Source organism: Shewanella sp. FJAT-52076 (assembly GCF_019457455.1).
In the GTDB taxonomy this organism is placed as follows: domain Bacteria; phylum Pseudomonadota; class Gammaproteobacteria; order Enterobacterales; family Shewanellaceae; genus Shewanella; species Shewanella zhangzhouensis.
In genome coordinates, this window is sequence record NZ_CP080415.1 from 1221717 (window position 1) to 1246098 (window position 24382).

At 55.2% G+C, this 24382-nt stretch carries 20 protein-coding genes; 11 read left to right on the plus strand and 9 right to left on the minus strand.

Annotation, left to right across the window (positions count from 1 at the left end; all coding sequences use genetic code 11):
- Positions 1 to 368: 368 nt before the first annotated feature.
- From K0H79_RS05370 to K0H79_RS05380, 3 genes are read left to right on the plus strand one after another with little or no spacing between them, the layout of a single operon-like run.
- A complete protein-coding gene (locus tag K0H79_RS05370; protein WP_220077565.1) occupies positions 369 to 626 on the plus strand; it encodes an OadG family protein in 258 nt (85 codons plus the stop codon).
- Positions 623 to 2422, plus strand: coding sequence for a sodium-extruding oxaloacetate decarboxylase subunit alpha (oadA, locus tag K0H79_RS05375; RefSeq protein ID WP_220077566.1), 1800 nt, complete (start codon positions 623 to 625; stop codon positions 2420 to 2422). The genes K0H79_RS05370 and oadA overlap by 4 nt, the downstream gene beginning before the upstream one ends.
- A 9-nt stretch (positions 2423 to 2431) precedes the next feature.
- Complete coding sequence (locus K0H79_RS05380; protein WP_220067103.1) at positions 2432 to 3562, plus strand: sodium ion-translocating decarboxylase subunit beta; 1131 nt, start codon at positions 2432 to 2434, stop codon at positions 3560 to 3562.
- 52 nt (positions 3563 to 3614) lie between these two features.
- Here the strand turns inward: K0H79_RS05380 and K0H79_RS05385 are convergent, their stop codons facing one another.
- Both K0H79_RS05385 and K0H79_RS05390 read right to left on the minus strand, forming a co-directional pair.
- Complete coding sequence (locus K0H79_RS05385) at positions 3615 to 3788, minus strand: hypothetical protein (protein WP_220067104.1); 174 nt, start codon at positions 3786 to 3788, stop codon at positions 3615 to 3617.
- A 147-nt stretch (positions 3789 to 3935) separates the two neighbouring features.
- The gene (locus tag K0H79_RS05390) at positions 3936 to 5189 is read right to left on the minus strand and encodes a dicarboxylate/amino acid:cation symporter (protein WP_220067105.1); all 1254 of its coding nucleotides are present in this window, start codon (positions 5187 to 5189) and stop codon (positions 3936 to 3938) included.
- Positions 5190 to 5436: 247 nt separating this feature from the next.
- Between K0H79_RS05390 and K0H79_RS05395 the strand changes: the two genes are divergently transcribed.
- The 5 genes from K0H79_RS05395 (at position 5437) to K0H79_RS05415 (ending at position 11687) form a co-directional block, all read left to right on the plus strand.
- On the plus strand, positions 5437 to 5853 hold the full coding sequence (locus K0H79_RS05395) for a YqaA family protein (protein ID WP_220078097.1): 417 nt from the start codon (positions 5437 to 5439) through the stop codon (positions 5851 to 5853).
- 111 nt (positions 5854 to 5964) lie between these two features.
- The gene (locus tag K0H79_RS05400) at positions 5965 to 8802 is read left to right on the plus strand and encodes a pitrilysin family protein (RefSeq protein ID WP_220077567.1); all 2838 of its coding nucleotides are present in this window, start codon (positions 5965 to 5967) and stop codon (positions 8800 to 8802) included.
- Positions 8803 to 8988: 186 nt separating this feature from the next.
- Complete coding sequence (gene gshA, locus K0H79_RS05405) at positions 8989 to 10569, plus strand: glutamate--cysteine ligase (protein ID WP_220077568.1); 1581 nt, start codon at positions 8989 to 8991, stop codon at positions 10567 to 10569.
- The gene (locus tag K0H79_RS05410; RefSeq protein ID WP_220067108.1) at positions 10554 to 10970 is read left to right on the plus strand and encodes a hypothetical protein; all 417 of its coding nucleotides are present in this window, start codon (positions 10554 to 10556) and stop codon (positions 10968 to 10970) included. Before gshA ends, K0H79_RS05410 begins: the two co-directional genes overlap by 16 nt.
- A gap of 105 nt (positions 10971 to 11075) precedes the next feature.
- Positions 11076 to 11687, plus strand: coding sequence for a hypothetical protein (locus K0H79_RS05415; protein WP_220067109.1), 612 nt, complete (start codon positions 11076 to 11078; stop codon positions 11685 to 11687).
- A 179-nt stretch (positions 11688 to 11866) separates the two neighbouring features.
- Here K0H79_RS05415 and K0H79_RS05420 read toward each other — a convergent pair whose 3' ends face one another.
- The 7 genes from K0H79_RS05420 to dauA form a co-directional block, all read right to left on the minus strand.
- The gene (locus tag K0H79_RS05420; RefSeq protein WP_220077569.1) at positions 11867 to 14173 is read right to left on the minus strand and encodes a toxin-antitoxin system YwqK family antitoxin; all 2307 of its coding nucleotides are present in this window, start codon (positions 14171 to 14173) and stop codon (positions 11867 to 11869) included.
- A 38-nt stretch (positions 14174 to 14211) separates the two neighbouring features.
- Positions 14212 to 15441, minus strand: a complete 1230-nt coding sequence (locus tag K0H79_RS05425; RefSeq protein ID WP_220077570.1) for a diguanylate cyclase — start codon at positions 15439 to 15441, stop codon at positions 14212 to 14214.
- Between the two features lie 128 nt (positions 15442 to 15569).
- Positions 15570 to 16655 (minus strand): 5-(carboxyamino)imidazole ribonucleotide synthase, encoded by a 1086-nt coding sequence (gene purK, locus K0H79_RS05430; RefSeq protein WP_220077571.1) that lies wholly within the window; start codon positions 16653 to 16655, stop codon positions 15570 to 15572.
- A 2-nt stretch (positions 16656 to 16657) separates the two neighbouring features.
- Positions 16658 to 17149: a 5-(carboxyamino)imidazole ribonucleotide mutase gene (purE, locus tag K0H79_RS05435; RefSeq protein WP_220077572.1), complete on the minus strand. Its 492-nt coding sequence runs from the start codon at positions 17147 to 17149 to the stop codon at positions 16658 to 16660.
- 151 nt (positions 17150 to 17300) lie between these two features.
- On the minus strand, positions 17301 to 18476 hold the full coding sequence (locus K0H79_RS05440) for a sorbosone dehydrogenase family protein (protein ID WP_258405478.1): 1176 nt from the start codon (positions 18474 to 18476) through the stop codon (positions 17301 to 17303).
- Positions 18477 to 18654: 178 nt separating this feature from the next.
- Complete coding sequence (locus K0H79_RS05445; protein ID WP_220067113.1) at positions 18655 to 20037, minus strand: SPFH domain-containing protein; 1383 nt, start codon at positions 20035 to 20037, stop codon at positions 18655 to 18657.
- A 123-nt stretch (positions 20038 to 20160) separates the two neighbouring features.
- Positions 20161 to 21879 (minus strand): C4-dicarboxylic acid transporter DauA, encoded by a 1719-nt coding sequence (gene dauA, locus K0H79_RS05450; protein ID WP_220077573.1) that lies wholly within the window; start codon positions 21877 to 21879, stop codon positions 20161 to 20163.
- 252 nt (positions 21880 to 22131) lie between these two features.
- Here dauA and K0H79_RS05455 point away from each other — a divergent pair, with 252 nt between their 5' ends.
- The 3 genes from K0H79_RS05455 to K0H79_RS05465 are packed head-to-tail and all read left to right on the plus strand — an operon-like array spanning position 22132 to position 24364.
- Positions 22132 to 22728 carry a sigma-70 family RNA polymerase sigma factor gene (locus K0H79_RS05455; RefSeq protein WP_220077574.1) on the plus strand — a complete coding sequence of 199 codons (597 nt, stop codon included), beginning with the start codon at positions 22132 to 22134 and terminating at the stop codon, positions 22726 to 22728.
- Entirely contained in the window at positions 22718 to 23479 is a 762-nt protein-coding gene (locus tag K0H79_RS05460) for a hypothetical protein (RefSeq protein ID WP_220077575.1), read from the plus strand. The genes K0H79_RS05455 and K0H79_RS05460 overlap by 11 nt, the downstream gene beginning before the upstream one ends.
- 39 nt (positions 23480 to 23518) lie before the next feature.
- Positions 23519 to 24364 carry an ABC transporter substrate-binding protein gene (locus tag K0H79_RS05465; protein WP_220077576.1) on the plus strand — a complete coding sequence of 282 codons (846 nt, stop codon included), beginning with the start codon at positions 23519 to 23521 and terminating at the stop codon, positions 24362 to 24364.
- Positions 24365 to 24382: the final 18 nt, after the last annotated feature.

Consider the following 24382-nt stretch of genomic DNA (forward strand, 5'->3'; position numbering starts at 1 on the left):
CATTTCGGTTTATCTCACTGCATAAGTTTCAGTTCGCCTTAACTGCCGTTGGCATATTGTCCGTGACTACGAATGCATAGTCTGCGTTTTCAAGTACCAATTTTATATCAGTGATTTTTCCCGCCTCAGATTCTCCTTAATTTAATTTCACGGCTATATTTTTGAGAATTATTTAAATCAGTCCTACTTAATCAATAAATATTGGTAAGACCAATTTACAAGTCGTTGCCTTTATCGTTAATAAAAGGTTATCTTTCGGGGTGCTATTTTTGCCTGTCGTTACATTTTGGTATCGATTGGGTTGAGTGAAGTGAGCGATTTTCCGCATTTTTATGCGGCTCAAGCCAACAAACTTTTGAGGGAAAGTCATGACATCAGTTATGGATCAAATGGGCGAGGCCCTGTGGATCATGGTACTGGGCATGGTGCTGGTATATGCGTTTCTGGGGATTTTGATCCTTGGACTTAAGCTGATTGCCAATCGATATGCACCCAAGGCCGAAGACAATGAGAAACGGCCAGAAACACCCGTGGCGTCCGCTCAGTCCAAGGGGCTGGATCCTCGTCTGGTGGCCGCTATCACCTCCGCCATACAACAATACCGAGCCCAGGAGGGACGTTCATGACCAAAGCCTTGGCCCTTACCGATGTGGTGCTGCGTGACGCGCACCAATCTCTGCTTGCCACCCGTTTACGTATCGAAGATATGCTGCCCATCGCCGCCAAGTTGGATCAGGTGGGCTATTGGTCGCTGGAGACCTGGGGCGGCGCGACCTTCGATGCCTGTATCCGCTATTTGGGGGAAGACCCCTGGGAGCGGCTGCGGCTGCTCAAGCAAGCCATGCCCAAGACCCCGATGCAGATGCTGCTGCGGGGGCAGAACCTGCTGGGTTATCGCCACTATGCCGACGATTTGGTGCACAGATTCGTTGAGCGCGCCCACGAAAACGGCATGGATGTATTCCGTGTGTTTGATGCCATGAATGACGTGCGCAACCTGCAAGAGGCGGTGCGTGCGGTCAAGCAGGTGGGCGCCCATGCACAGGGCACCATTTCCTACACCACCAGCCCGGTGCATAACCTGGACACCTGGGTGGACATGGCCAAGCGCCTTGAGGATCTGGGCTGCGATTCGCTCTGTATCAAAGATATGGCCGGTCTGCTGCGTCCCATGGAAGCCTTTGAGCTGGTGAGCAGGCTTAAGTCGCAAACCGGGCTGATGGTGGCCATGCACAGCCATGCCACCACCGGGCTTTCTACCGCCACCTACCAGAAGGCGATTGAGGCCGGTATCGATGTACTGGATACCGCGATTTCGTCCATGAGCCAGACCTACGGCCACAGCGCCACCGAGACACTGGTGGCCATGGTGGAGGACACGGAGCGTTCCACGGGGTTGGATATGGCGCTGCTGGAAGAGATTGCCGCCTATTTCCGTGAGGTGCGTAAAAAGTATGCCAAATTTGAAGGCGCGCTGCAGGGCATTGATTCCCGAATTCTGCGCGCCCAGGTGCCAGGTGGCATGCTCACCAACATGGAGAGCCAGCTTAAAGAGCAGGGCGCCAGCGATAAACTCGATTTGGTGCTCGATGAAATTCCCAGAGTACGCGAAGATCTGGGCTTCTTGCCGCTGGTGACACCGACCTCTCAGATTGTGGGTACCCAGGCGGTGATCAACGTGCTCACCGGCGAGCGCTACAAGTCGCTCACCAAGGAAACCGAGGGAGTACTCAAGGGCGAATACGGTGCCACCCCGGCGCCGGTGAACAGCGAGCTGCAGCAGCGGGTACTTAAGGGAGCTGAGCCTGTCACCTGTCGCCCTGCCGACTTGCTGACTCCAGAGGTGGAGCGTCTTCGCACCGAGCTGGTCCAAAAGGCCACAGCCGAGAACATCAAGCTCAGTGAAGATCTCGATGATGATGTGCTTACCTATGCACTGTTTCCGCAGATTGGCCTGCAGTTCCTTAAAAACCGTGGCAATGCCGATGCCTTTGAGCCAGCGCCTGTGGCCGTGGCTCAGGCCTCGTTAGCCCCAGTCAGGGCGAACTCGGGGCCAGAAACCTACACAGTGAAGGTGGATGGTCAAACCTACGTGGTTGAAGTTGCCGCCGGCGGTGAAATCAGTCAAATCCAGCCACAGGGAGCAAGTCAGTCCAGCGCCGCAGTTGCCCCTGCCGCCGCAGCGGCTGCACCTGTAAGCCACGAAATCAAACTGGAAATGAGCGCGCCTCTGTCTGGCAATATCTTCAAAATCCATGTGTCGCCTGGCGATACGGTGAAGGCGGGGGATGTAGTGATAATCCTCGAAGCCATGAAGATGGAAACCGAAATCCGTGCCCAGGCCGACGGTGTCATTGCCCGTCTTTGGGTGAAAGAAGGTGACTCCGTTGCCGTTGGCGCTCAGCTGTTGTCGTTGGCCTAAGGAGGCATGATGGAAGGATTGATGGCCTTTTGGGCCGAAACGGGCATTGCCCACTTTACCCTGGGGCAGCTACTGATGATGGCAGTGGGCCTGGTGCTCTTGTATCTTGCCATTGCCAAGGGATTTGAGCCGCTGCTGCTGTTGCCTATAGGTTTTGGCGCCGTGCTTGCCAATATCCCCAATGCCGGGTTTACCGAGGAAGGCGGTTTACTTTATTACCTCTATCACGTGGGACTCGAGACCGGCATCTTTCCGCTGCTGATTTTCCTCGGTGTAGGGGCATTGACCGACTTTGGCGCCCTGATTGCCAACCCCAAGACCCTGCTGCTCGGGGCCGCGGCCCAGTTTGGTATTTTCGCCACCTTGCTGGGAGCGATTGCGCTCAATCTGGTGCCTGGGTTTGAGTTTTCCATGAAAGATGCCGCCGCCATTGCCATTATTGGTGGCGCCGATGGCCCCACGGCTATTTTCCTCTCCACCAAGCTGGCGCCTGAGCTTCTGGGCGCCATTGCGGTGGCCGCTTACTCCTACATGGCACTGGTACCCATTATCCAGCCGCCAATTATGCGCGCGCTTACCACCAAGGAAGAGCGCGCTATCAAGATGGAGCAGCTGCGGGAAGTGAGCAAAAAAGAAAAGGTGCTGTTTCCGTTAATGGTACTGGGGCTGACCATTCTGTTTTTGCCGGCAGCAACACCACTTGTTGGTATGTTCTGCCTTGGCAACCTGATGCGTGAGTCCGGTGTCGTGGACCGTCTGTCCAACACGGCGCAAAACGAGCTTATCAACATAGTCACCATCTTCCTGGGGCTGGCGGTGGGCTCCAAGCTCTCGGCCGAGCAGTTCCTGCGGGTCGAGACTCTGGGGATTCTGGTGCTCGGCGCCGTTGCCTTCTCTATCGGCACAGCGGCCGGCGTGCTGATGGCAAAGGTGCTCTGCAAGCTCAGTGGCGGCAAGGTCAATCCGCTGATTGGCGCGGCAGGTGTCTCGGCCGTGCCTATGGCGGCACGGGTGGCCAATAAGGTGGGGCTTGAGGCCAATCCGCACAATTACCTTTTGATGCACGCCATGGGCCCCAATGTGGCCGGGGTGCTCGGCAGTGCTGTGGCTGCCGGTATCTTGCTCGCGGTATTGGGGTAGCGGTCAATCCAATAAAAAAAGCGCCTGAGGGCGCTTTTTTTATTGTGGGGGATTATTGGACCCGGGTTAGCCACAGCAGCAGCGTCATCAGGACAATCAGGGTGCCACTGATGGCGATGATATAGATATAACCGGTTTTGCCTTTTGACAGCGGAATACCGTTAAAGCGTAAAAAAATTGTCCACAACAGGCAAAGGATGATGGGAAACAGAAAGAGCTTGGTCATGGCAACGGCTTGTTATTATTGATATCACTAGGGTCAGTGTAGGTGCTTTGCGAACCAAGGTAAACAAGGGCCAACAGTAAACAAAAAAGGCCATCCCCCTGGGAATGGCCTTTCAGAGAACAGGTAACTCAGTTACCGATGAGCAGCTCAGGCGTTGCCTTCGACCATTTTATCTTCTTCTACCTTATAAAAACGCTCGCGGTCCAGCTCACCTTCGGAGTTGCCAACCACCACGGCGGTCATCATATCGCCGGTGACGTTGGTGCAGGTCCGTATCATATCAATCACACGGTCAATGGCGGCGATAAAGGCAATACCTTCCAGAGGCAAACCCACCACGCCCAGGGTGACTGTCAGCATCACCATGGCGCTGCCGGGCACACCTGCGGTGCCTACTGAGGCCACTGTGGCCGTCACAGCAATCAGCATGTAATCGGTCATATCCAGCGGAATACCGTAGATTTGCGCAATGAAAATGGCGGCAATGGCGGGGTAAATACCACCGCAGCCATCCATGTTCATGGTGGCGCCCATGGGCAGCACAAAGGCACTGTAACGCTTGGAGACGCCCATGGACTCGGCACACTTGGTGGTCACTGGCAGGGTTCCGAAGCTTGAAGCCGTACTGAAGGCAACCAGCTGGGCCGGCATGGCCTTACGGAAAAACTGTACCGGGCTTAAGCGGGCGGCAAATTTCACCAAACCACCGTAAACAAACAGGATATGGATAAGTGCAGCCACGTAGATGGCCACGATAAATTTGCCCAGCGGCAGTAGGGTAGAGAGGCCATACTCGCCCACCACCCAGGCCATCAGGCCAAATACACCGATAGGGGTCAGCTTGAGTACCATGCGGGTCAGTTGGAACATGACCTCGGCACCGGCGTCGAATACTTTTTTAAGTGGCTCGGCTTTTTCGCCAACCGCGTTGATGGCAATCCCCACCAGGGCAGCAAACACAATAATTTGCAGCACTTTACCGTTGGTCAGAGAGGCGAAGGGATTGACCGGGATCATATCCAGCAACACCTGGGAAAAGCCCGGTACGACGCGTTCGCGCACTTCGGTACTGGCAAGCTGCATGCTGCCGCCCATATCGAAGCTACTGCCCACCGCCAGACCAATCAAGGAGGCCAGGGTGCCGGTCAGCATAAAGAGTGCCAGCGTCTTGAAACTCAGGCGTTTAAGGTTGGTTGAGCTGCCAAGGGAGGTGATACTGACCACAATGGCGCACAGTACCAGAGGTGCAACCAGCATCTTGATGGCGGCAATAAAGAGATCGCCAAGGGGCTTGAGCACGGTCGCCGATTCCCCCAGTAATACCCCTGTGAGTATCCCCAGCGCAAAACCAGCCAGCACTTTCTGCCAGAAGGGAATTTTACTTAATGTTTGAATTATCATTGAGTTTCCGAATTTACTAAATCAGTGGCCCACAGCGAGGCTACCTTGCCCAAAAAAGACAACGGGGCAAAACCGCGGTAGCCCGTACATAACAGCAGTGTGGGAAAATACAGCCGAAAAGGCATTGTATAAACACATTGAGATGCAAAACAAACCGTTTTTGATATAACTTATTGTGATATCAGGGTTTGTTTTTATAGCGTTAAAGTTATCTATTTTTATTAACCTGGTTTTTGGGAGTCAAATGATGGAGCCCCTGTGGTTGATGTTTTCCGGCGCCTTTCTGGCGGCCACTCTGTTGCCCGGTGGTTCTGAGGTACTTTTGCTGGCGCTGGTGAACTCCAACCCGGAGCTGTGGTTTTCCCTGTTTGTGGTGGCAACCCTGGGAAATACCCTCGGGGCACTCACTAGCCTTGGACTGGGCCGGCTTGGCCGGGTTGCCTGGGAGCCTGAACACTTGTCCCTTTCCCAGCGCCGTGCCCTGGCCTTGGTGGAAAAGTACGGTATCTGGAGTCTGCTGCTGTCATGGGCCCCCGTCATCGGTGACATTCTTTGTGTGCTGGCAGGCTGGCTCCGACTGCCGTTACTAATGTCTATTATTCTGATTTTAATTGGAAAAGGTGCCCGCTATGGTTTGCTCTTATTGATGATGCAGGCCTTTTGACATTTTTTATTACAACACTCCTGGCAAAAGCCTGATGGGCCTGTTTCTGAGTCTGATATAGTCGGGCGTTGTTATTGGTTAACAAACTACAAGTAAAACAAGGGATAGCTAATGAAAAAGTGGATTCTGGCTGCCGCCATTTCGGCAGCGCTCGCGGGCTGCGCCCAGCACTCTTCTGACTCTCTGGCACTGCCGGAAGGGGTCACCCTGGTTGAGACCGTTGCCGTGGACAGTACCGGCGTCGGTATTCCTTACAAGAAGTTCCAGTTGGCCAATGGTCTGACAGTGATATTACACCAGGACAGTTCAGATCCTCTGGTGCACGTGGATGTGACCTATCACGTGGGCTCGGGCCGAGAGCTGCCCGGTCGCAGCGGTTTTGCCCACCTGTTTGAACACATGATGTTCCAGGGGTCTGAAAACGTTGCTGATGAGCAGCACTTTAAAGTGGTCACGGAGTCAGGCGGTACCCTCAACGGCACCACCAATACCGACCGCACCAATTATTTTGAGACGGTGCCCAGCAATCAGCTGGAAAAAATGCTGTGGCTCGAGTCTGACCGCATGGGCTTCTTCCTGCCTGCGCTCACCGAAGAGAAATTTGAGGTGCAGCGCGAAACCGTGAAAAACGAGCGTGCCCAGCGTATCGATAACCAGCCCTATGGCCGTATGTACGAGCGCTTCAGCCAGGCCATGTATCCTGCCGGTCACCCATACTCCTGGCCTGTGATTGGCTGGCCGGATGATTTGAACCGCGCCGAGCTTGCGGATGTGAAGCAATTCTTCCAGCGCTGGTATGGCCCAAACAATGCCACCCTGACCATTGGCGGCGATTTTGACGAGCTGCAGACCCTGGCCTGGGTGAACAAATACTTTGGTGATATACCACGCGGTCCGGAAGTGGAGGCGCTGCCCAAAACCCAGGTCACCCTGGATCAAGACAGATACCTGTCCATGGAAGACAAGGTGCATTTGCCACTTATTCGTATGGCATTGCCAACCGTGTATGCCAGCCATCAGGATGAAGCCGCACTGGATTTGCTCGCCAACATTCTTGGCGGTGGTAAAACCTCGCTGGTGTACAAAAACCTGGTTAAAGAAGGCTATGCGGTGCAGGCCAGTGCCAGCCATCCTTGCCGCGAGCTGTCCTGTGAAATGTCATTTTTTGCCCTGGCCAATCCCGCCAAGGGCGGCAGCCTCAAAGAGCTGGAAGGTAAACTTCGTGCATCCATCGCCGAGTTCGAGCGCCGTGGCGTGACCGATGAAGATTTGGAAAAGGTCAAGGTACAATTCGAGGCCGATACCATCTTTGGTCTGCAGAGTGTTCGTGGCAAGGTTTCTGCGCTCGCTGCCAACGAGACCTTCTATGGCAACCCCAATATGATTGCCAACGATTTGCAGCGCTATGCCAGCGTGACCAAAGAGGATGTTATTCGCGTATTCAACCGGTACGTGAAAGACAAGCCCATGGTCATCATGAGTGTGGTGCCTGAGGGGGTCTCGGCACTGGTGGCTGCGGCCGACAACTTTACTGCACCGGCGCCACTGGTGGCAGCCAATGCGGTGGCCGGTGAGTTAAACGTAAGTGAGGCCAAATCGTCCTTTGACCGCAGTGTGATGCCACAAAGTGGCAAAGCACCAGTCCTCAAGGTACCCACGCTGTGGCGTGACAATTTGGGCAATGGCATTGAAGTGCTGGGTACCCAGAGTGCCGAGACCCCCACCACGGAAATCGTGATTTACCTTGCCGGCGGTCATCGCCTGGCCGATGTGAGCAAGGCCGGTGTGGCTCAGCTCACCGCCGCAATGCTCAACGAGTCAACCAGCCAACGCTCCAGTGAGGAACTGACCCAGGCGCTGGAACTCCTGGGGGCTTCGGTGCAGTTTTCTGCCAGCGACTATCAGAGCGAAATCAAGCTTTCAGCTCTCACCGAAAAGCTGGATGACACGCTTGCGGTTTTGAAAGAGAAGCTGCTGATGCCGGGCTTTAAGGCGGAAGACTTCGAGCGAGTGAAACAGCAAACCCTGCAGGGGCTTAAACATTCCCAGTCTAACCCCAACTATCTGGCAAACACAGGTTTTGCCAAGCTGCTTTACGGTGATAAAAATGCCCTGGGCGTGGATGCCAGCGGCACGGTAGACACAGTTGCCGCCCTGACCCTGGACGACATCAAAGCCTTCTACCAGACACAGTACAAAGCCGGCAACGCCCAGGTTGTGGCTGTGTCCAGCGCACCTAAAGCGGCACTGCTCTCTTCACTGAAGACCCTCGACAGCTGGCAGGGGGAGGCCACTGCTATGCCAGCGCTTGGACAACTGCCAGACTTAAGCGGCGGCACCATTTATGTGCTGGATAAACCCGGCGCGGCCCAGTCAGTGATTTCCATTGGTAAGCTTGCGCTGCCATTTGATGCCACCGGTGAGTACTTTAAAGCCGGTTTGATGAACTACCCGCTGGGTGGTGCTTTCAACAGCCGTATTAACCTGAACCTGCGTGAAGACAAGGGATACACCTATGGCGCCCGCAGTCGTTTCAGCGGTGGCAGCGAAGTGGGTCAGTTCCTGGCTACCGCCAGTGTACGCAGTGATGTGACGGCACCTGCGGTATCTGAGTTCATTAAAGAGATCACCACCTATAACGCCACAGGTATCCGTGACGATGAGCTGAGTTTCATGCGCAGCTCCATCTCCCAGGGCCAGGCACTGGATTATGAAACCCCATACCAGAAGGCTGGCTTTATGCGGATGATCCAGCGTTACAATCTCAATGATGGTTTTACCGCCGAACAGGATAAAATCATCGCGGGTATTCAAAAAGACGAAATCGACGCTCTCGCCAAGAAACATCTGAATATCAACGAGATGGTAATCTTTGTTGTGGGTGACAAGGCCAGCATATTGCCTGAACTCAAGGCGCTCGGGTATCCGGTGAAAGACTTGGTATTGTAATATCACGGTGCAATCCCCATATCGTTGACAAGCAAGGGTGGCGACTGAGCCACCCTTCTTATCTTTCTCCCTTGCCGCCATAGGCAAATGGCATTATTTTGGACAAAAGCCGAAAGACCCGAGGGTCGCCACAGGTCTTGCTGTGTACGGCGGCGCAGCGCGCCATAGCAACCAGAGAAGAATCAATTGACAGCATTCAATGACAGACTCGGGGCTCTCTCCGATGCAGAAGGACGCAAGGCACTTGCCGGGCTGCGACGGGGTTTGGAGCGTGAGGCTTTGCGTATCACCAGCTGTTGCCAGCTGGCAATGGACCCTCATCCCAAGGCGCTGGGCTCGGCGCTGACCCACTCCAGGATCACCACTGATTACAGCGAAGCCTTGCTGGAGTTTATTACGCCGGTCAGTGGCAACATTGAAGACTTGCTGGAAGGCCTGACTGAGACCCATGCCTATACGCTTAAGCATTTGGATGGTCAGAAGCTGTGGCCGGTGAGCATGCCCTGTTATGTGGGCGATGTGAAAGACATTCCCATTGCCCAATATGGCAGCTCCAATACCGGCAGGATGAAAACCCTCTATCGCAAGGGGCTGACCTACAGATACGGCGCCCTGATGCAGATTATTTCCGGGGTGCATTTTAACTTTTCGCTCTCCAGCGACTTGTGGCCAAGACTGCATGTGCTCTCTGGCAGCAGCCTGACGCTGGATGAGTTTATCTCTGAATCTTACTTTGGCCTTATCCGCAATTACCGCCGTCTGGTGTGGGTATTGCCGTATCTCTTTGGCGCGTCACCGGCTATTTGCGGCTCTTTCCTCAAGGAGCAGAAAACCAGCCTCGAGTTTGAAAAAACAGCCGGTGGTACCCTGTATCTGCCCTACGCGACGTCACTGCGGATGAGTGACCTTGGCTACACCAACAAAGAGCAGGCCAGCCTTAACATCAGCTATGACTCCCTCCATGACTATTTGCAGGGGATCCGCGAGGCGATTTGCTTGCCATCGGCCAAGTTTGCCGAAATTGGCGTGAAGGTGGATGGCGAATATCGCCAGCTCAATGCCAATGTGCTGCAGATTGAAAACGAGTTTTACGCCCCCATCCGTGCCAAGCGGGTTACCCGCAAGGGGGAAAAGCCCTCCGAGGCGCTGGCTCGTGCCGGGGTAGAGTATATTGAAGTGCGGGCGCTGGACGTCAACCCTTTCAGCCCGGTTGGGGTTGAGTCCTCACAGTTGCGCTTCCTCGATCTGTTCCTGCTTTATTGCCTGCTGTCCGATTCGCCAAAGAGCGATGCCGCCACTGAAGCTGAAATCGCCGCCAACCTCAGAGCTGTTATCCACGAAGGGCGCAAACCCGGACTGGAACTCAGTCGTCAGGGCGAGCCTGTGGCATTGAAAACCTGGCTGCTGGAACTCTTCGATGAGTTTGATAAGCTCGCCAGTTTGCTGGATATAGACGGCAGCGATTATGCCGAAGCGCTGGCCCAATGGCGCCTCGCAGTTGAAGACCCCGCCCTTACGCTTTCCGGCAGGGTACACGCCGCCGTGGTGGAGCAGGGCATGAATCATGGCGATTTCGTGATGGGGCTGGCTGCCAAATATCAGGATTTCTTCCTGTCGTATCCGCTGTCTCCCGGGGTGGAAGCGGGTTTCCAGGCCGAAGCTGCATCTTCTCTTGCCGCTCAGGCTGAGATTGAAGCCAGTGATGAAGAAAGCTTTGATGAGTATCTCAAGGGCTACTTCAAAGGTGTGCCATGCGCGCTCTCCTGATCCTGTCACTCAGTGCAGGACTTACGGCGTGCGCCAGCAATGTGGAAGACGTCAATCAATGCGGCTGGGTCTCTGGCTATCAGGACCCGCCGGAGGCAGAGCGTCTCTATCGTGCCGTTGTCACCGATGTGAACGGCACGCCAGTGATTTCCCGCCCCAACTACCAGCTCGCCCCAGGGCGGTATGAGTTTTCGCTGGTGGAGCTGATTGACGCGCCGGATTTGAAAGTGACGCCGGATGCGCATCAAAGAAAAACGCTGACCATAGAGGTCGCAGCAGGGATGCGCTATCACTTTGCTGCCCGTTATAAAGATGACAGACGTTACTTCGGTAATAATCCCGACTTTTGGGAACCGGTTATCTGGCAAAGCGAAGCGGCAGAGTGCACCTTTGCCAACTAGCGTTTTATCGACCCAGGACGACGCCCGTCACCCTTAGCCTTGTACGAATTGCATCTTAATCAATGACATGGGAAACTCGACCCACTGGTTGTTGTAGGAGTTGATATGTACAAGGCCCTGACGCCACTGCTGTTGCTGGCACTTCTTGGTGGCTGTGCCAGCGCCCCGCCCAAAGATCCCGATAATATCTGCGCCATTTTCAGGGAGCATCGCAGCTGGTATGAGGCCGCGATCGATACGCAGGAGAAATGGGGCGTTCCTGTGCATGTTCCGCTGGCGATGATGTATCAGGAAAGCTCATTCAAGCATGATGCGGCGCCGCCCATGGAGTATTTTCTGGGCTTTATCCCCATTGGCCGCGCCAGTGATGCCTACGGCTATGCCCAGGCCAAGACCATGACCTGGGATGATTATGTCAGGGAAACCGGTAACAGCTGGTCCAGTCGCAGTGATTTTGATGATGCCATGGACTTTATGGGTTGGTTTATCACCAAAACCCACAAGATCAATGGCGTATCCAAGTGGGACGCCCGCGCCCAATATCTCAATTATCACGAAGGTTGGGGGGGCTATCGCCGCGGAACCCATAAATCCAAAAAATGGCTTATCAAGGTAGCGGCCAAGGTGGACGAGCGCTCCCGTCGCTACGCCGCTCAGTACAAGGGCTGCAAGGAAGAGCTGGATTCTTCCTGGCTGTACCGCCTCTTCTTTGGTTGAGGCCTCTTTTGAAAAGGCAGCAATACGCTGACGCAATTTCTGGTCGTTGAGCAAACCCGGTATCTGTGATTGAAGAGTCCGGTTCCTGGCGGGTAAAGACTCTCGTTATTGGCGGATAACAACAAGGGCATTCACGTGGAATGCCCTTTGCTTTTTTGCCCTTTGCCCGCAGGCCTGTATCAGTTGTGATGCTCGGTTTTAATCAGCTTGCCGAACTGGTCGAAGAACTGCCAGTCACCGGATTGTCGGTTGGCGATATAGTTGCCTTCAATACGTTTCTCTCCACCAGGCCAAAAGCTCAGCCACAGGCCTTCTTTCCTGTCTTTGATAAAGCTGCCCTGCTCAGAGAGTTTGCCATTGGGGTGGAAATAACGGGCTTGACCTTCACGGCGCCCGTTCAGCCATGACTCCTGGGCCTTGAGGATGCCTGTTGGGTAGTACTCTTTGTGATTACCGTTCCGCTCGTCATGCTGGTAATCCCCTTCCGACTTGGGCTGACCGTCGTCGTAGAAGGTCTTGTGGGGGCCATGCAGTTTGTCGTCATCATAGGTTGCAACCCATTTGGGCAGGCCGTTTTCGTACCAGGATTGCCACTGTCCGGTTTTATTGCCCTTGATGAGCTTGCCACTCAGTTCCATCTGGCCATTACTGACGTAAAAGGTGTGATAGTCGCCGGTTTTGGCGTCCATGTCGAAGGTGGTCAGGCGATAACGCACACCGCTGAAAGAGAACAGCTCTTCTGTGCCATGGCGCTTACCGGCATGGTATCGGGTCTTGCTGTAAACATTACCTTCAGGGATGGGGCCAAAGGTGGGGTCTTTCTCTTCGTAGCGATACTCGACCCATTCCCCTTCTTTTTGGTTCTCTCTGTACTCGCCACTGGTGCGGCGACGGCCCTCATAATATTGGATGTACTTACCGTTCAGTTTACCGGCCAGATATTCCTGCTCGCTGCTTATTTGCCCTTTCTGGTATAGGCGCCACAGGCCGGTTTTCTTGCCCTGGTCGTAGTAGCCCGTCTCGTTCAGGTCGCCATTGGCATACCAGCGGCTGTATTCGCCTTCGAGGGGATACTGATTGGCATTGGCTGGCTTTTCCTTGGCGTAATGTTTGAGCTCCTGAGGTGTGCCATCCCGATAGAAGCGCTCATAGCGGCCTACCCAAAGCCCATCGTGCATTTCGCCTCTGGTTTGCAGTTTGCCATCGTCGTAGTAGCGCTCTGATGTGCCCTCGAGTGTGCCATTTACATATTGATCAAATGCTTTGGGTTTACCTGAAGGATAAAAGGTACGCACATCGCCGTGGCGAACGCCTTGCAGCCAATGGCTCGATTCGATAAGGGTATCGCCCTGATAGCGCAAATACTCACCCTCGCGCAGACCGTGCTGGTAGACACTGGATTGCTGCAACAGCCCGTCACTGTTATAGCTTTCCTGCTTGCCATGGAGGGGATACTGGCCATTGTCGGCGGGGAGGTCAATCGCCAGTGTCTCAAGCTCTGCCAACTGGCTGTTGGGGTGAAAACGCTGCTGAATGCCCGCTTTGTTACCGCCCTGATACTGCAGTTTGGCACTCAGGCTGCCTTCGTCGTCATAATACAGCTGCTCACCTTCCAGCTTGCCTTTGTAATACTGCTCTTTTACCCGGGGCAGTCCTTCACTGCTGAAGCTCAGGCATTCGCCATGGGGCTTCCCGCCGAGGAAGTTGCACTGGGTTTCGGGTTGTCCGTCGGGATAAAACTGCTGCTCCAGGCCATTTTTCTTATCCTCGCTGTACTCAGTGTCCAGGCTAAGCCGCCCCTGACTGTCCCATTCCTGCCATTTGCCCGTACGTTGCCCCCTGGTATCGTATTGCCCCTGCAGCTTACGCTCGCCGGACGCATAGTAATGGGTAAGCTCCCCCGTTGGCAGGTTGTCGGCAAACTGGGCATTCATCGCCAGTTGGCCGTTTTCATGGAATTTTTGCCACTGGCCGTGGCGAAAATTTTGCCGGTAGCGCTCCACTTCGGCCAATTGCCCCGTGCTGAAAAATCGCTCCGTGAGTATCAGATCTCCGTCGGCGTATCGGCGCTGCTCTACTATCTGACCCGTGACGTCAAACTGCTGCCAGTTGCCTTCCGCCAGGCCATTATCAAAGTGCTGTGTCTCCACCAAGGCGCCGCTGCGGCTGAATGTTTGCCACTCCCCCTGCTGCTTACCCCGTAAAAATTGCCCCCTGGTCATGGGTTGGGACGGACCGTAGTAGGTTTCCCATTGGCCGTGGGGCAGGCCAGCGTCAAACCCGGCCTGGGTAAAGCTGCCATCTTCGCGGGCCAGCACAAACTCCCCCTGCAGTGGCAGGCCATTGGTGCGTTTGAAATACTGGGACACTCCCTCCCGGGTGCGAACATCCACCAATTGTTGGGAGAGCTGTTCTTTGGCGAATGTCGGGAAGATTGAAAACAGCAGGCTGCTGGCAAGCAGGCTTGCCCTTAGGATTGGATACATCTACACGTCCTTGTTGTAATTCCAGGGGTAACTCAGGTTCAGGCGGATTGGCTGCTGGTTACTTTTTGTCTGCCGCGCTTTTGCGCATACATGCGCTCATCGGCGAGTTTGAAGCTGGCGGCAAAGTCTCCATTGAATGGGGCGAACCCGGCACTGAAGAGCACTGGTGCCTCGGCGCTGGCCATGGTGTGTTTCAGCTGCTCCAATCGCTCAAGCAGTTGTTCTTCACTGCTCTGGGTGAGGATAACAAACTCATCACCGCCAAAACGGCTGATAAGGCAGTTTTGCGGCCAGGTCATCTTTAACGCATCGGCCAGTGTCGCCAGGGCCTTGTCACCGGCCTGATGACCTTGGCTGTCGTTGAGTACCTTGAGGTTGTCCAAATCCAGTACCACCAGATAGCTGCCGATACGGTTTTTGGGCCACCGGCTGACCTGCGATTCAAAATACTGCCGGTTGTGGAGTCCGGTGAGGATGTCGAAATTGGCCAGCCGCTGAATTTCCCGCGACTTTTGATACAAGGCGATGGCGCTGGCGGCTTCGTGGGTCAAAATCGCCACGAGATTGCGGTCGTAATCGCTGAAAGCCGCCAGATGGCTGCTATCGAGATTGAGCATGGCGTAGAGTTTGCCGTCGATATGAATGGGGCTTGAGAGGGTGGAGCGGATGGGCTGTTTGGCGGCGGTGAGCAAAATTTGCTGCTCGGCCGGGGTCAGGGTGCTTTGGGCATTGATATGTTGCATATCATCGATTACCACCACCTTATCGCAGCGACCCTTGGTCATTCGATATTCAAAAGACTGCTCCAGGGAAAAATCGATGGTTCTGAGCCGGGACAGATCCAGGCCTACAGCAGATTCAAACATCAGTTTATGGGTATCGGGATCGACGCGGATAATGCTGCCCATCTCGGCGCCGTTGATGACCGAAACCGCCTTGTTGAGCAAGGCATCCAAAAAGGCATGTTCGTTCTGGTATTGGCTGGAGAGGTGGATGAGCTCCATGCTGGCTTCGTTGATGGACACCACCTGCTCCAGGTGATCCCACAAGCGTTGCAGCCGGCCCTGATGCAGGTAATAGCTGAGGCTGTATCCCATCAAATACACCAGGCACACCAGCAACAAAATCATCCACGGCAGAGAACCTGCGGGTGAAAACAGATAAAAAATCCCGACGAACACTGACAGAGGCGTCAGCAGCAACATCAGGTGGTAACGCAGGCCGAGGGTATCAATTCGCTTGTGTTTGAGACTGTCCCATTGCTTCACTGAAAATATCCATATCGAATCTCTGGCCGGACCATTATACGGGTGAAATCCAGCTCTTGCACTGGCTAAAAGCGCGACAGAGGCCATAAAAAAGCCCCGAATTTTCGGGGCTTTGATGATGACGTTGCTTAGAAGTCGGCGTTATCGAGGATCCACTGAAGTGGCGCCTGATATTGTGTCGGCATCCAGTTTTTAAGCTGACTGATGCTGCCTTCGAGCATGGCAGGGTTGTGTACAGACAGGTTCAAATGACCCACCTTGCGGCCCGGACGCACGTCTTTGGCGTACCAGAAAAGCTCTGCGTTGGGCAGACTCAACCAGCGATCGTCCTTGTCGATACCGATAAGGTTAACCATCACACAGGGGAAGTTCACCTGGGGCTGCTGGATAGGAAGGTCGCACAGGGCGCGAAGGTGCAGCTGGAACTGGTCCATATGGGTGCCGGCCTGGGTCCAGTGGCCTGAGTTATGTACCCGAGGTGCCAGCTCGTTCACCAGCAGATGGTCGCCAACGCGGAAACACTCCATCGCCATCACACCCACATATTCGAGGCCTTGCATGATGGTGCCCAGCATGGCTTCGGCTTCGGCCTGCAGCGGCGCCAGGCGCGGCAGCGGCGAAATGGAGGCCATCAGGATGCCATCCTGGTGCAGGTTCAAGGTCAGTGGATAGAAGAAGCATTCACCACTGTGGGTGCGTACGCCAACCACAGACACTTCTTCATCAAAATTAATGGCTTGCTCGGCAATGGCTTCACCGCGCCAGTCGGCGGGGATCTGGCCATTCTCGGCCTGCTTGAGCCAATGTTGGCCCTTGCCATCGTAACCACCGGTACGGCGCTTCATCAGCACCCGCTCGCCATACTTGCCATAGAGGGCGTTGACGTCGGTGCTTTCATCCACCAGCTCCCAGGGGGCGGTGGCAACATTCAGCTCATCGAGCAGCGACTTTTGGGTGTAACGGTCGGCCAGGCGGCCAAACACAGGACCGTTGATGAAATTCTTGTGGGTAGAGAGTTGCAGACTCAGGCTCGACTCGGGCCACTGCTCACGCTCGGCGGTGATGATGTCATCGTCCGCCAGCGGCAGTTTTTCATCGCTGGGGGCCATAATATCCACCGGCAGCACTTCAATCGCCAGTGGCTGACCGGCGTGGGACAGCATGGCACCGAGCTGACCATTGCCCAGTACCCAAACGCGCTTTGTGTTTGCCATGATTACGCGCCCCTCGGGTCCGGGTTTTCCAGTACGCTCTGGGTCTGTTCGGCGCGGAAGGCTTCCAGGCGCTCGGCGAGGGCAGCGTCGTTGTTGGCGAGGATTTGGCAAGCCAGCAGACCTGCGTTAAAGGCACCGGCAGTACCTATGGCGAGGGTGCCCACGGCAATGCCCTTTGGCATTTGCACGATAGAGAGCAAGGAGTCCATGCCGTTCAGGGCCTTACTCTGCACGGGTACGCCGAGTACCGGCAGACGGGTCTTGGAAGCCAGCATGCCCGGCAGGTGTGCGGCGCCACCGGCACCACCAATGATCACCTGAAAGCCTTTGTCAGCTGCTGTGGCGGCGAAGTCCATTAACTTGTCCGGGGTTCTGTGGGCGGAAACCACCTCAACATGGTAAGGCACCTGCAGTTTATCCATGATCTCTGCGGCGGCTTCCATGGTGGGCCAATCACTCTTGGAACCCATTACGACAGCAACGAGGGCGTGCATGATAACTCCTTAACGACTGATTTTAATTATATTTGCCTGTTTTCAGGCGAGGGTACTTTTAGCCCTGGCTGCGGGGGAGTCCCCTCGGTAGTCGTTGCCAGGGCGAGATGGGGCGCAATGATAGCATGATGGATGTGGTTTCGCTGCCTTTTCAGTTGCCTTTATCAGCGCCCGCCTGGCCTGTGTATCGGATGCGATATAGCCGGTCGCGACCATCGTCGCTGACCAGCAAACTGCCGTCGGGCAGCATCATCACATCGGCGGGGCGACCATGGACCTCATCGCCCTGCAACCAGCCTTCGGCAAAGGTTTCGAGGTATTCCACGTCATTGCCGTTAAGCTTGGCGAAGCGCACCCGGTAACCGACCTTTTCGCTGCGGTTCCAGGAACCATGCTCGGCGATAAAAATGCCACCCTGATATTTTTGTGGAAACTGTTTTCCGGTATAGAAGGTCATGCCAAGACTGGCCACATGGGCGCCAAGCCTGGCCTTGGGCGCTTCATAGTCTTTGATGTTGTGGCCTTGGCCAAACTCCGGGTCCAGGGTGTCACCCTGATGCACATAGGGGTAACCGAAGTGCTGGCCCGGGCTTCTGAGCCGATTCAACTCATCGGAGGGCATATCATCCCCCATCATGTCGCGGCCATTGTCGGTAAACCAAAGCTCGCCGGTGGCGGGGGCAAAGTCGAAACCGACGCTGTTACGCACGCCGAGGGCTTCATCCCTTGTGGTCAGGGTTTCCAGCTCCAGGCTGATGATTTTGCTGTACTCTTTTCCCGCATCACAGATGTTACAGGGGGCGCCGATGGGGATGTAGAGGCGGCCATCCGGGCCGAATTTCAGGTATTTCCAGCCGTGGTGTAAATCCTTGGGTAACTTGTCGTAAATCAGGGCTGGCGCGGCCTTGCCCGGGCTTTGGGCCTCATTCACACGGTACAGGTTACCCACATCGGCGATATAGAGTTTGCCATCCCGGTAGGCAATGCCCGATGGCATGGTGAATTTCATCGCAAGCTGTCCGGCGCGCACACCGGCCTTTTCGGCCTCTGAGCCCGGCAGTGGCAGATAGTGCACCCTGCCTTCTTTACGTGAGCCCACATACAAAAGACCTGACTCAGTCACGGCCATCTGGCGATAGTTTTTAAAGCCATGGTGCAGCACCTCAATCTGAAAACCTGCGGGCAGCTTGATAAGGTCGAGCACCGCCTGATTTTCGGCGTCGCTGTAGGCGACTGCCTGCCAGGGGATGAAGAGCGCGGCGGCTAAGGAAGCCGTCAGTACGAGCGAGCGGTGTGGGGTGGCATGTCCTTTTTTGACCGATGTCATCGGCTCCTCCTGTGGGGCACTTTCGTGAAGTTGCTCCCAAGCATGCCAAAGCATGATGAAAAAAAACAGCGCCGGCTGGCGCTGTTTGTTGTGTGGCTACTCGTTTGGCCCATCGTTTGGCCGGTAGTTTGGCGCGTACGTTTGGTTTGGTGGCAATGGTTCCTGGCCTGCCTGCGGGCTATTGCTTGGTGTTATTGCCAAGCGCCTGACTTTTTTCCATCAGCCCCAACGCGGAGAACCCCGTTATCACGTCCAGATTAGAGGTCATGCCCCCATTGCCACCGATGTAGTTTTGCGGCATTTCCACCTTGAAGTTGGGCAGATTCTGATACAGCACCTTGGCCACATCACGGTTCATCTCGGCGGTATAAATTTTCTCGTAGGTACCCAGGGCTTTGTATTTGGCGGCCAATACCTCGGCTTCTGCGATACCCGTTTCGCGGATTGCTTTGGCTTCAAAGGAGGCTGCAGCGGCATTGGCCTTTTGAATTTCCAGGTTGGCCTGGGCCATTTCCAGTTCTTTGGCCTTGGAAAGTGCGGCAATTTCTTTCTTCTTGCGCTCTTCAACCAGTTCACGCTCGGCAATCTGGCGGGCAATTTCCACTTCTTTTTGCTGGGAGATTACCGCCAGCTCTTTGGCGCGCTGGGCGTCCTGGACTTCGCGGGTACGCTGGATTTCTTTGCGCAGCTGCTCTGTCTTGGCCTGGGCCTTGGAGGTTTCCTGCTCCTGGATGGTACGGATGCGCTCTGCGACCAGTTTCTTTTTGTCAGTCAGCAGTTTATCCAGCTGATCTTCAGGAGAAGGATCGCCAATAGTCACCTGGGTAACGGTCACACCGTACTGGCTCAGGGGATTGTCCTGGCGTATCGGTTGGCCGCTCTTATCGGTCACTGGGATGGTTTTCCACACCAGCTGCTTGGTGGCCTGCAGCTTGTTTGAATCATCCTGGTCGAAGCCGACGGGCACCAAATCAACCTGTTCCACTTCCACCTGACGGCGCTCTGTGGTGTAAATACCGTTGCTGAGCTGATCGGCCAGCTGCGCCTTGAACTGGTTCAGACCGCCTTGGAAAAACTCTTCGCCGGTGTACTGGGTGGCGGTGATCACGGTAACGTTGCGGGCGTTTTTAATCAGCATGGTTTCAATCAGGTTGTCGTTGGAGCGAAACTCCCGGTGCATCTGGATAATTTGCTCCGGGGAGTGGGACAACTTAAAGCGGAAGGTAGCAGGCACCTGGCCCGTGTAGGTATCGGCAAAGCGCACCTGCAGCGACGGCAAACGCTGATAGAACGCCTCGCCCTGATTATTGCCAAAGGAGACAGTAATCACTTGATCGTAGCGGGTTATTTTGGACAAAAACGGCATACGCACATGGATGCCCGGCTCGGTAAATACATCCAGTGCCCCGGTGATGTTGTTTTGATGCACATAGGTGTAACCGGCATCCGTCATCAAAATGGAGCTTTTCAGCACTGCCAGTGCACCTATGGCGCCCAAGGTGATAAAAATACTTTTGGGGGAAACGGCTTTGCGTGCGCGGGAAATGGTGGACTCTTCCATGGTGCTTCCTTGTCTTGTCCTTGTCGTTGAAAGGCGATTTAGCTGAAGGTTGCACATGTTACAGGGAAGTTCAGTTTGGGTCATGCATTTTGGCAAGACCCAAACCCTAAAACTATCAAAATGTTAATCCGTATTTGCGACAGTATCTTTCAAGGCGGCGGACATATCTGGATAGAAGGAGAGGACTCCCGGCTTCTCCTGAACGCCCGCCTTGACCAGGGCTCTCAGCGCCTGGAAGGGAACAGACACGATGCGGATTTCCCGCCCCTGCTTTTGCGCCCAGGCCACGGTGCGCTCCAGCGCACTGAGGCCACCTGCGTCCAGCAGCGACACATTCTGCCAATCCAGTACCAATATGGGGGCGCCATTCTGGCGGTGCATCAATTCGCTGAAGAGATTATCCGCAGCGGCAAAAAACAGCGGGCCGTCGATACGAAAGGCTTCGATATCGGGGCTGACGGTGTCACTGCCGCAGTCCAGTGCAACCAGTCGGGTGGACGCCGCAAGTTGCCCCATCAGCAGCAAGGACGCCAGCACTATGCCAACGCCAATGGCTATCACCATATCGAAGGCAACCGTAAGTATGAGGCAAGTGAGCAGTACCGCCACGTCCGACACATGGGCGCGGCGGATAAGGTGCAGACTCTTTTTGGCTTCACTCATGTGCCATGCCACCACCAACAGCAGCGCGGCCATGGTCGCCATGGGGATATAGGCCAGCACGGGCGCCAATAACACCAGCGCCAGCAGCACGGTTAGCGCGTGGAACACGGTGGCCAAGGGGCTTTTGGCACCGGCACGCACGTTGGCGGCGCTGCGGGCGATGGCCGCGGTGGCGGGGATAGCACCGAAAAAGGGCGCAATAAGATTGCCAAGCCCCTGGCCAAAGAGCTCACTGTTGGCGCTGTGACGATTCCCCGTCATGCCATCCACCACCACGGCGCAGAGTAAGGATTCGATTGCGCCCAGCATGGCGATGGCCATGGCGGAGGGCAGCAGATTCTGGACCAGTTGCCAATTGAGCGTCAGCGGCTCGCCTCCCACGCCGGGCAGCTCCCATGGCAGCAGAAAAGAAGGCAGTACCGAAGGGATCCCTGCCATCAGGGTGCCGTCATCCAGGGTGAATGAAAAACGTGAGCCAATGGTCTCTACATCAAAGCCAACACCGCCAAGCGCCAGGGCACAGAGGGTGCCTGCCAGTATCGCCGGTAAATGGGGCGGCAATTTTTGAGTGAGTTTGGGCCAGAACACCAACACAGACAGTGTGACTGTGGCCACCAGGATGCTGGGCCACTGGGCCTGGGGCATGACATGGGACAGGGTCGAGACCTTGTGCCAAAAATCCTCAGGGAGTGCTGCGATAGGCAGGGCAAAGATGTCCTTTATCTGCAACATGGCGATGACGATGGCAATACCGCCGGTAAAACCCAAGGTCACAGGCTCAGGAATATATTGAATAAGTCTGCCCAGGCGCATCAGTGACATCAGCAACAAGATGACGCCGGACATCACGGTCGCCAGCAGCAAGCCACCGAGACCATACTGCGCCGAAATGGGGGCAAGCAGTACCACAAAGGCGGCGGTCGGCCCCGACACCGACAGCTTCGAACCACCACTGATGGCGATGATGATACCGGCGATAATGGCCGTATAGAGGCCGTATTGGGGGGCGACACCACTGGCGATGGCGAGCGCCATGGCAAGCGGAATAGCGATAACTCCCACGGTAATACCGGCGAGTAAGTCAGCCAATAAATCGGCACGGGAATAGCGTTCTCCCAGCAGACTCTGACGCAGGGCAAAGGCCGGAATAAGAGAAGTCAGGTGATGGCGATGTGGCATCCTGGAGTCCTGCCGCGTGGGCGGCCAAAGCTGGGTATTTTAGTGAGCGCTCAGTTACCAATGTGTGAGCTTTGGCAAATTTTTGCAAGCCCTGACCCTTTTCGCTTTTTTCTCCGTTTATAGGGATATAGGGGCAGATTGGGAGGGAATATGGACTTTGCGGCGGTGGCTGTGCACACTGAGTACAGGTGCAATCAAGGTTGGGAAATACGGGCTGAACGCCGCTGTTTTGTCTCAACCATCAGGGCAATCATGACAGCAACGCAATCCATTTCATTGGTGGGTGGTGAGGACGACGAACTGCTGATGCAGCGTTACGCCTCCGGGGATATTCAGGCCTTCGACACCCTTTATCGTCGCCACAAAGGCGGGTTATACCGCTACTTTTTACGCCAGATTGGCGACAGCCAGCTGGCGGAAGATCTCTATCAGGAAACCTGGGGCAGGGTGATAAAGGCGGCGCCTGCTTACGAAATCAGCGCCAAGTTTACCACCTGGCTTTACCGTATTGCCCATAACCTGCTGATCGATCATGTGCGTGCCGTGAAACCTTTGAACGAAGCCGACACACTGGATGAAGAAGGATTGGGGCTGACCGATTCCCTCACGCCGGCGCGAAGCCATGAACATGAGCTTAAGATACAGGCGCTTAAACATTGCGTTGGCCTTCTGCCCCAGGTGCAGAAAGAAGCTTTCCTGCTCTCCAGCGAGATGGGGTTTACTGCGCTGATGATAAGTGAGATTGCCTCGGTATCATTGGAAGCGACCAAAAGCCGTATCCGTTATGCCTATCAGAGCCTCAAAACCTGCGTGACCAAGCGATTGGGGGAGGATAGCGATGAAAGATAGCCAGCTGGTGGACTCGGAGCTCAAGCAGACGCTTGACGCGCTTTACCGAGAAGGGGCCAATGAAGAGCCGCCTGAAGCGCTGGATGCGGAAATACTGGCACTGGCCGGTGCCCACCTCGCCAGCCCAAAGCCTGAGGTCGTGGTGCGACGTGGGATCAGGCGTTTTCCCTATGCCATTTCCAGCGCGGCTTCGCTGATGTTATTGGTAGGTCTGGTGCTGCTCAACCCGCAGCAGGTGTTTTTCAATGCCGACACTGTGTTACCTGAGACGGATATGCTGGTGGCCCCCACGGCAGAAAGCGATATTGTCGGGAGCATGGAGGTGAATGCCACCGCGGTTTATGACGCAGGCCTTGCGCCGCAAATGGCAGTCAGCCAGTCTGAATCAGGCGCGCAGCCTGCCCAGAGTGAACTGCGTCAAATGCTTGGGGAGCAGACCCGCAGCGCTCCGGCGGCGTTGTCTGCCCCGCCAACCTCCACGGACGTGACGGCCGAGCCGCATGTGGCGACAACTGCCATACTCAAATCAGCGGCGAAGACATCGGCATCGGAGCCACTGGTATTACGACCAGATGGTCTGGCGGATACAGACGACGTTGACTTGCTGCTCGCATTCCTGGAAGACACGCTCGCCGGGGGAGACAGCCAGCAGACCCAGCAAGTAATCGAGGCGTTTATTGCCAGGGAGTATGAGTTAACTGCGCAGCAGCGGGCGAGATTTGACCAGCTTCTATCCCGGTTGGCTGACTGAGCCACAGTCACAGCCTTAATTTCAGTGAAGGGGGCAAGTATGCAGGCAGTAAAATTTGGACTGGTCCTGTTACTGTTTTCCTGGCTCCCATCGGTGGTCCAGGCGCAGACGCTTTGCCAAACGCCGCTGCATGTTGCCTACAACGATTGGCCTCCTTATTCCTGGTCCGATGAAGGTGGTCAGCCACTGGGGCTGGATATTGACCTTTTGAAAGCGTTTGCCCGCCGCGTAGGTTGTGCACTCGAGTTTGATAAAATGCCGGCGCGTCGGTCCCATCAGCTGATGCACCTGGGGAAGGTAGATATCATGATGGGGGCCAGTAAAACGGCGGAGCGGGAGGAATATGCGCATTTCTCAGTACCGTATCGACTGGAGCAGGTGGGGCTTTTCAGTATTGATGATGGCGGCGTTGCATCGCTGGGCAGTTGGCAGCAGGTGCTCGACAGCAGTCTCAAGTTGCTGGTGCCTCAGGCGGGCTGGTACGGAGAGGCCTATGAGAGTTCAAAACGCAGCTTGGCGATGCACAATCAGCTGGTTGAAAGCCCTGACTTGCTCAAGAGCGTACAAATGTTGTCGAGGGGCCGTGCAGAGCTCGCCATTGGTGATGCACTTTCATTGCCCTTCATTGCCAGCCAACAGGAAAAAGTCCATCTGTTTCGCCATCCGCTTCGCCTGACCGAAAGCGATATACACCTGATGTTCAGCCGATTAACTTTCGACGACGCCAAAGTCAGGGCTTTCAATGATGCTATTCGCGGTGCGGCCGAGGATGGTGAAATTGCCACCTTGCTCCTTAAGTGGGAGCAAATATCGTTAAGCCGTATTGAAGGTGTGTCACAACAGTCCAAAGGCTCGGATGAGCCTATTTGGATTTTGGCTGACTGAGTTTAATCCTCGATATGT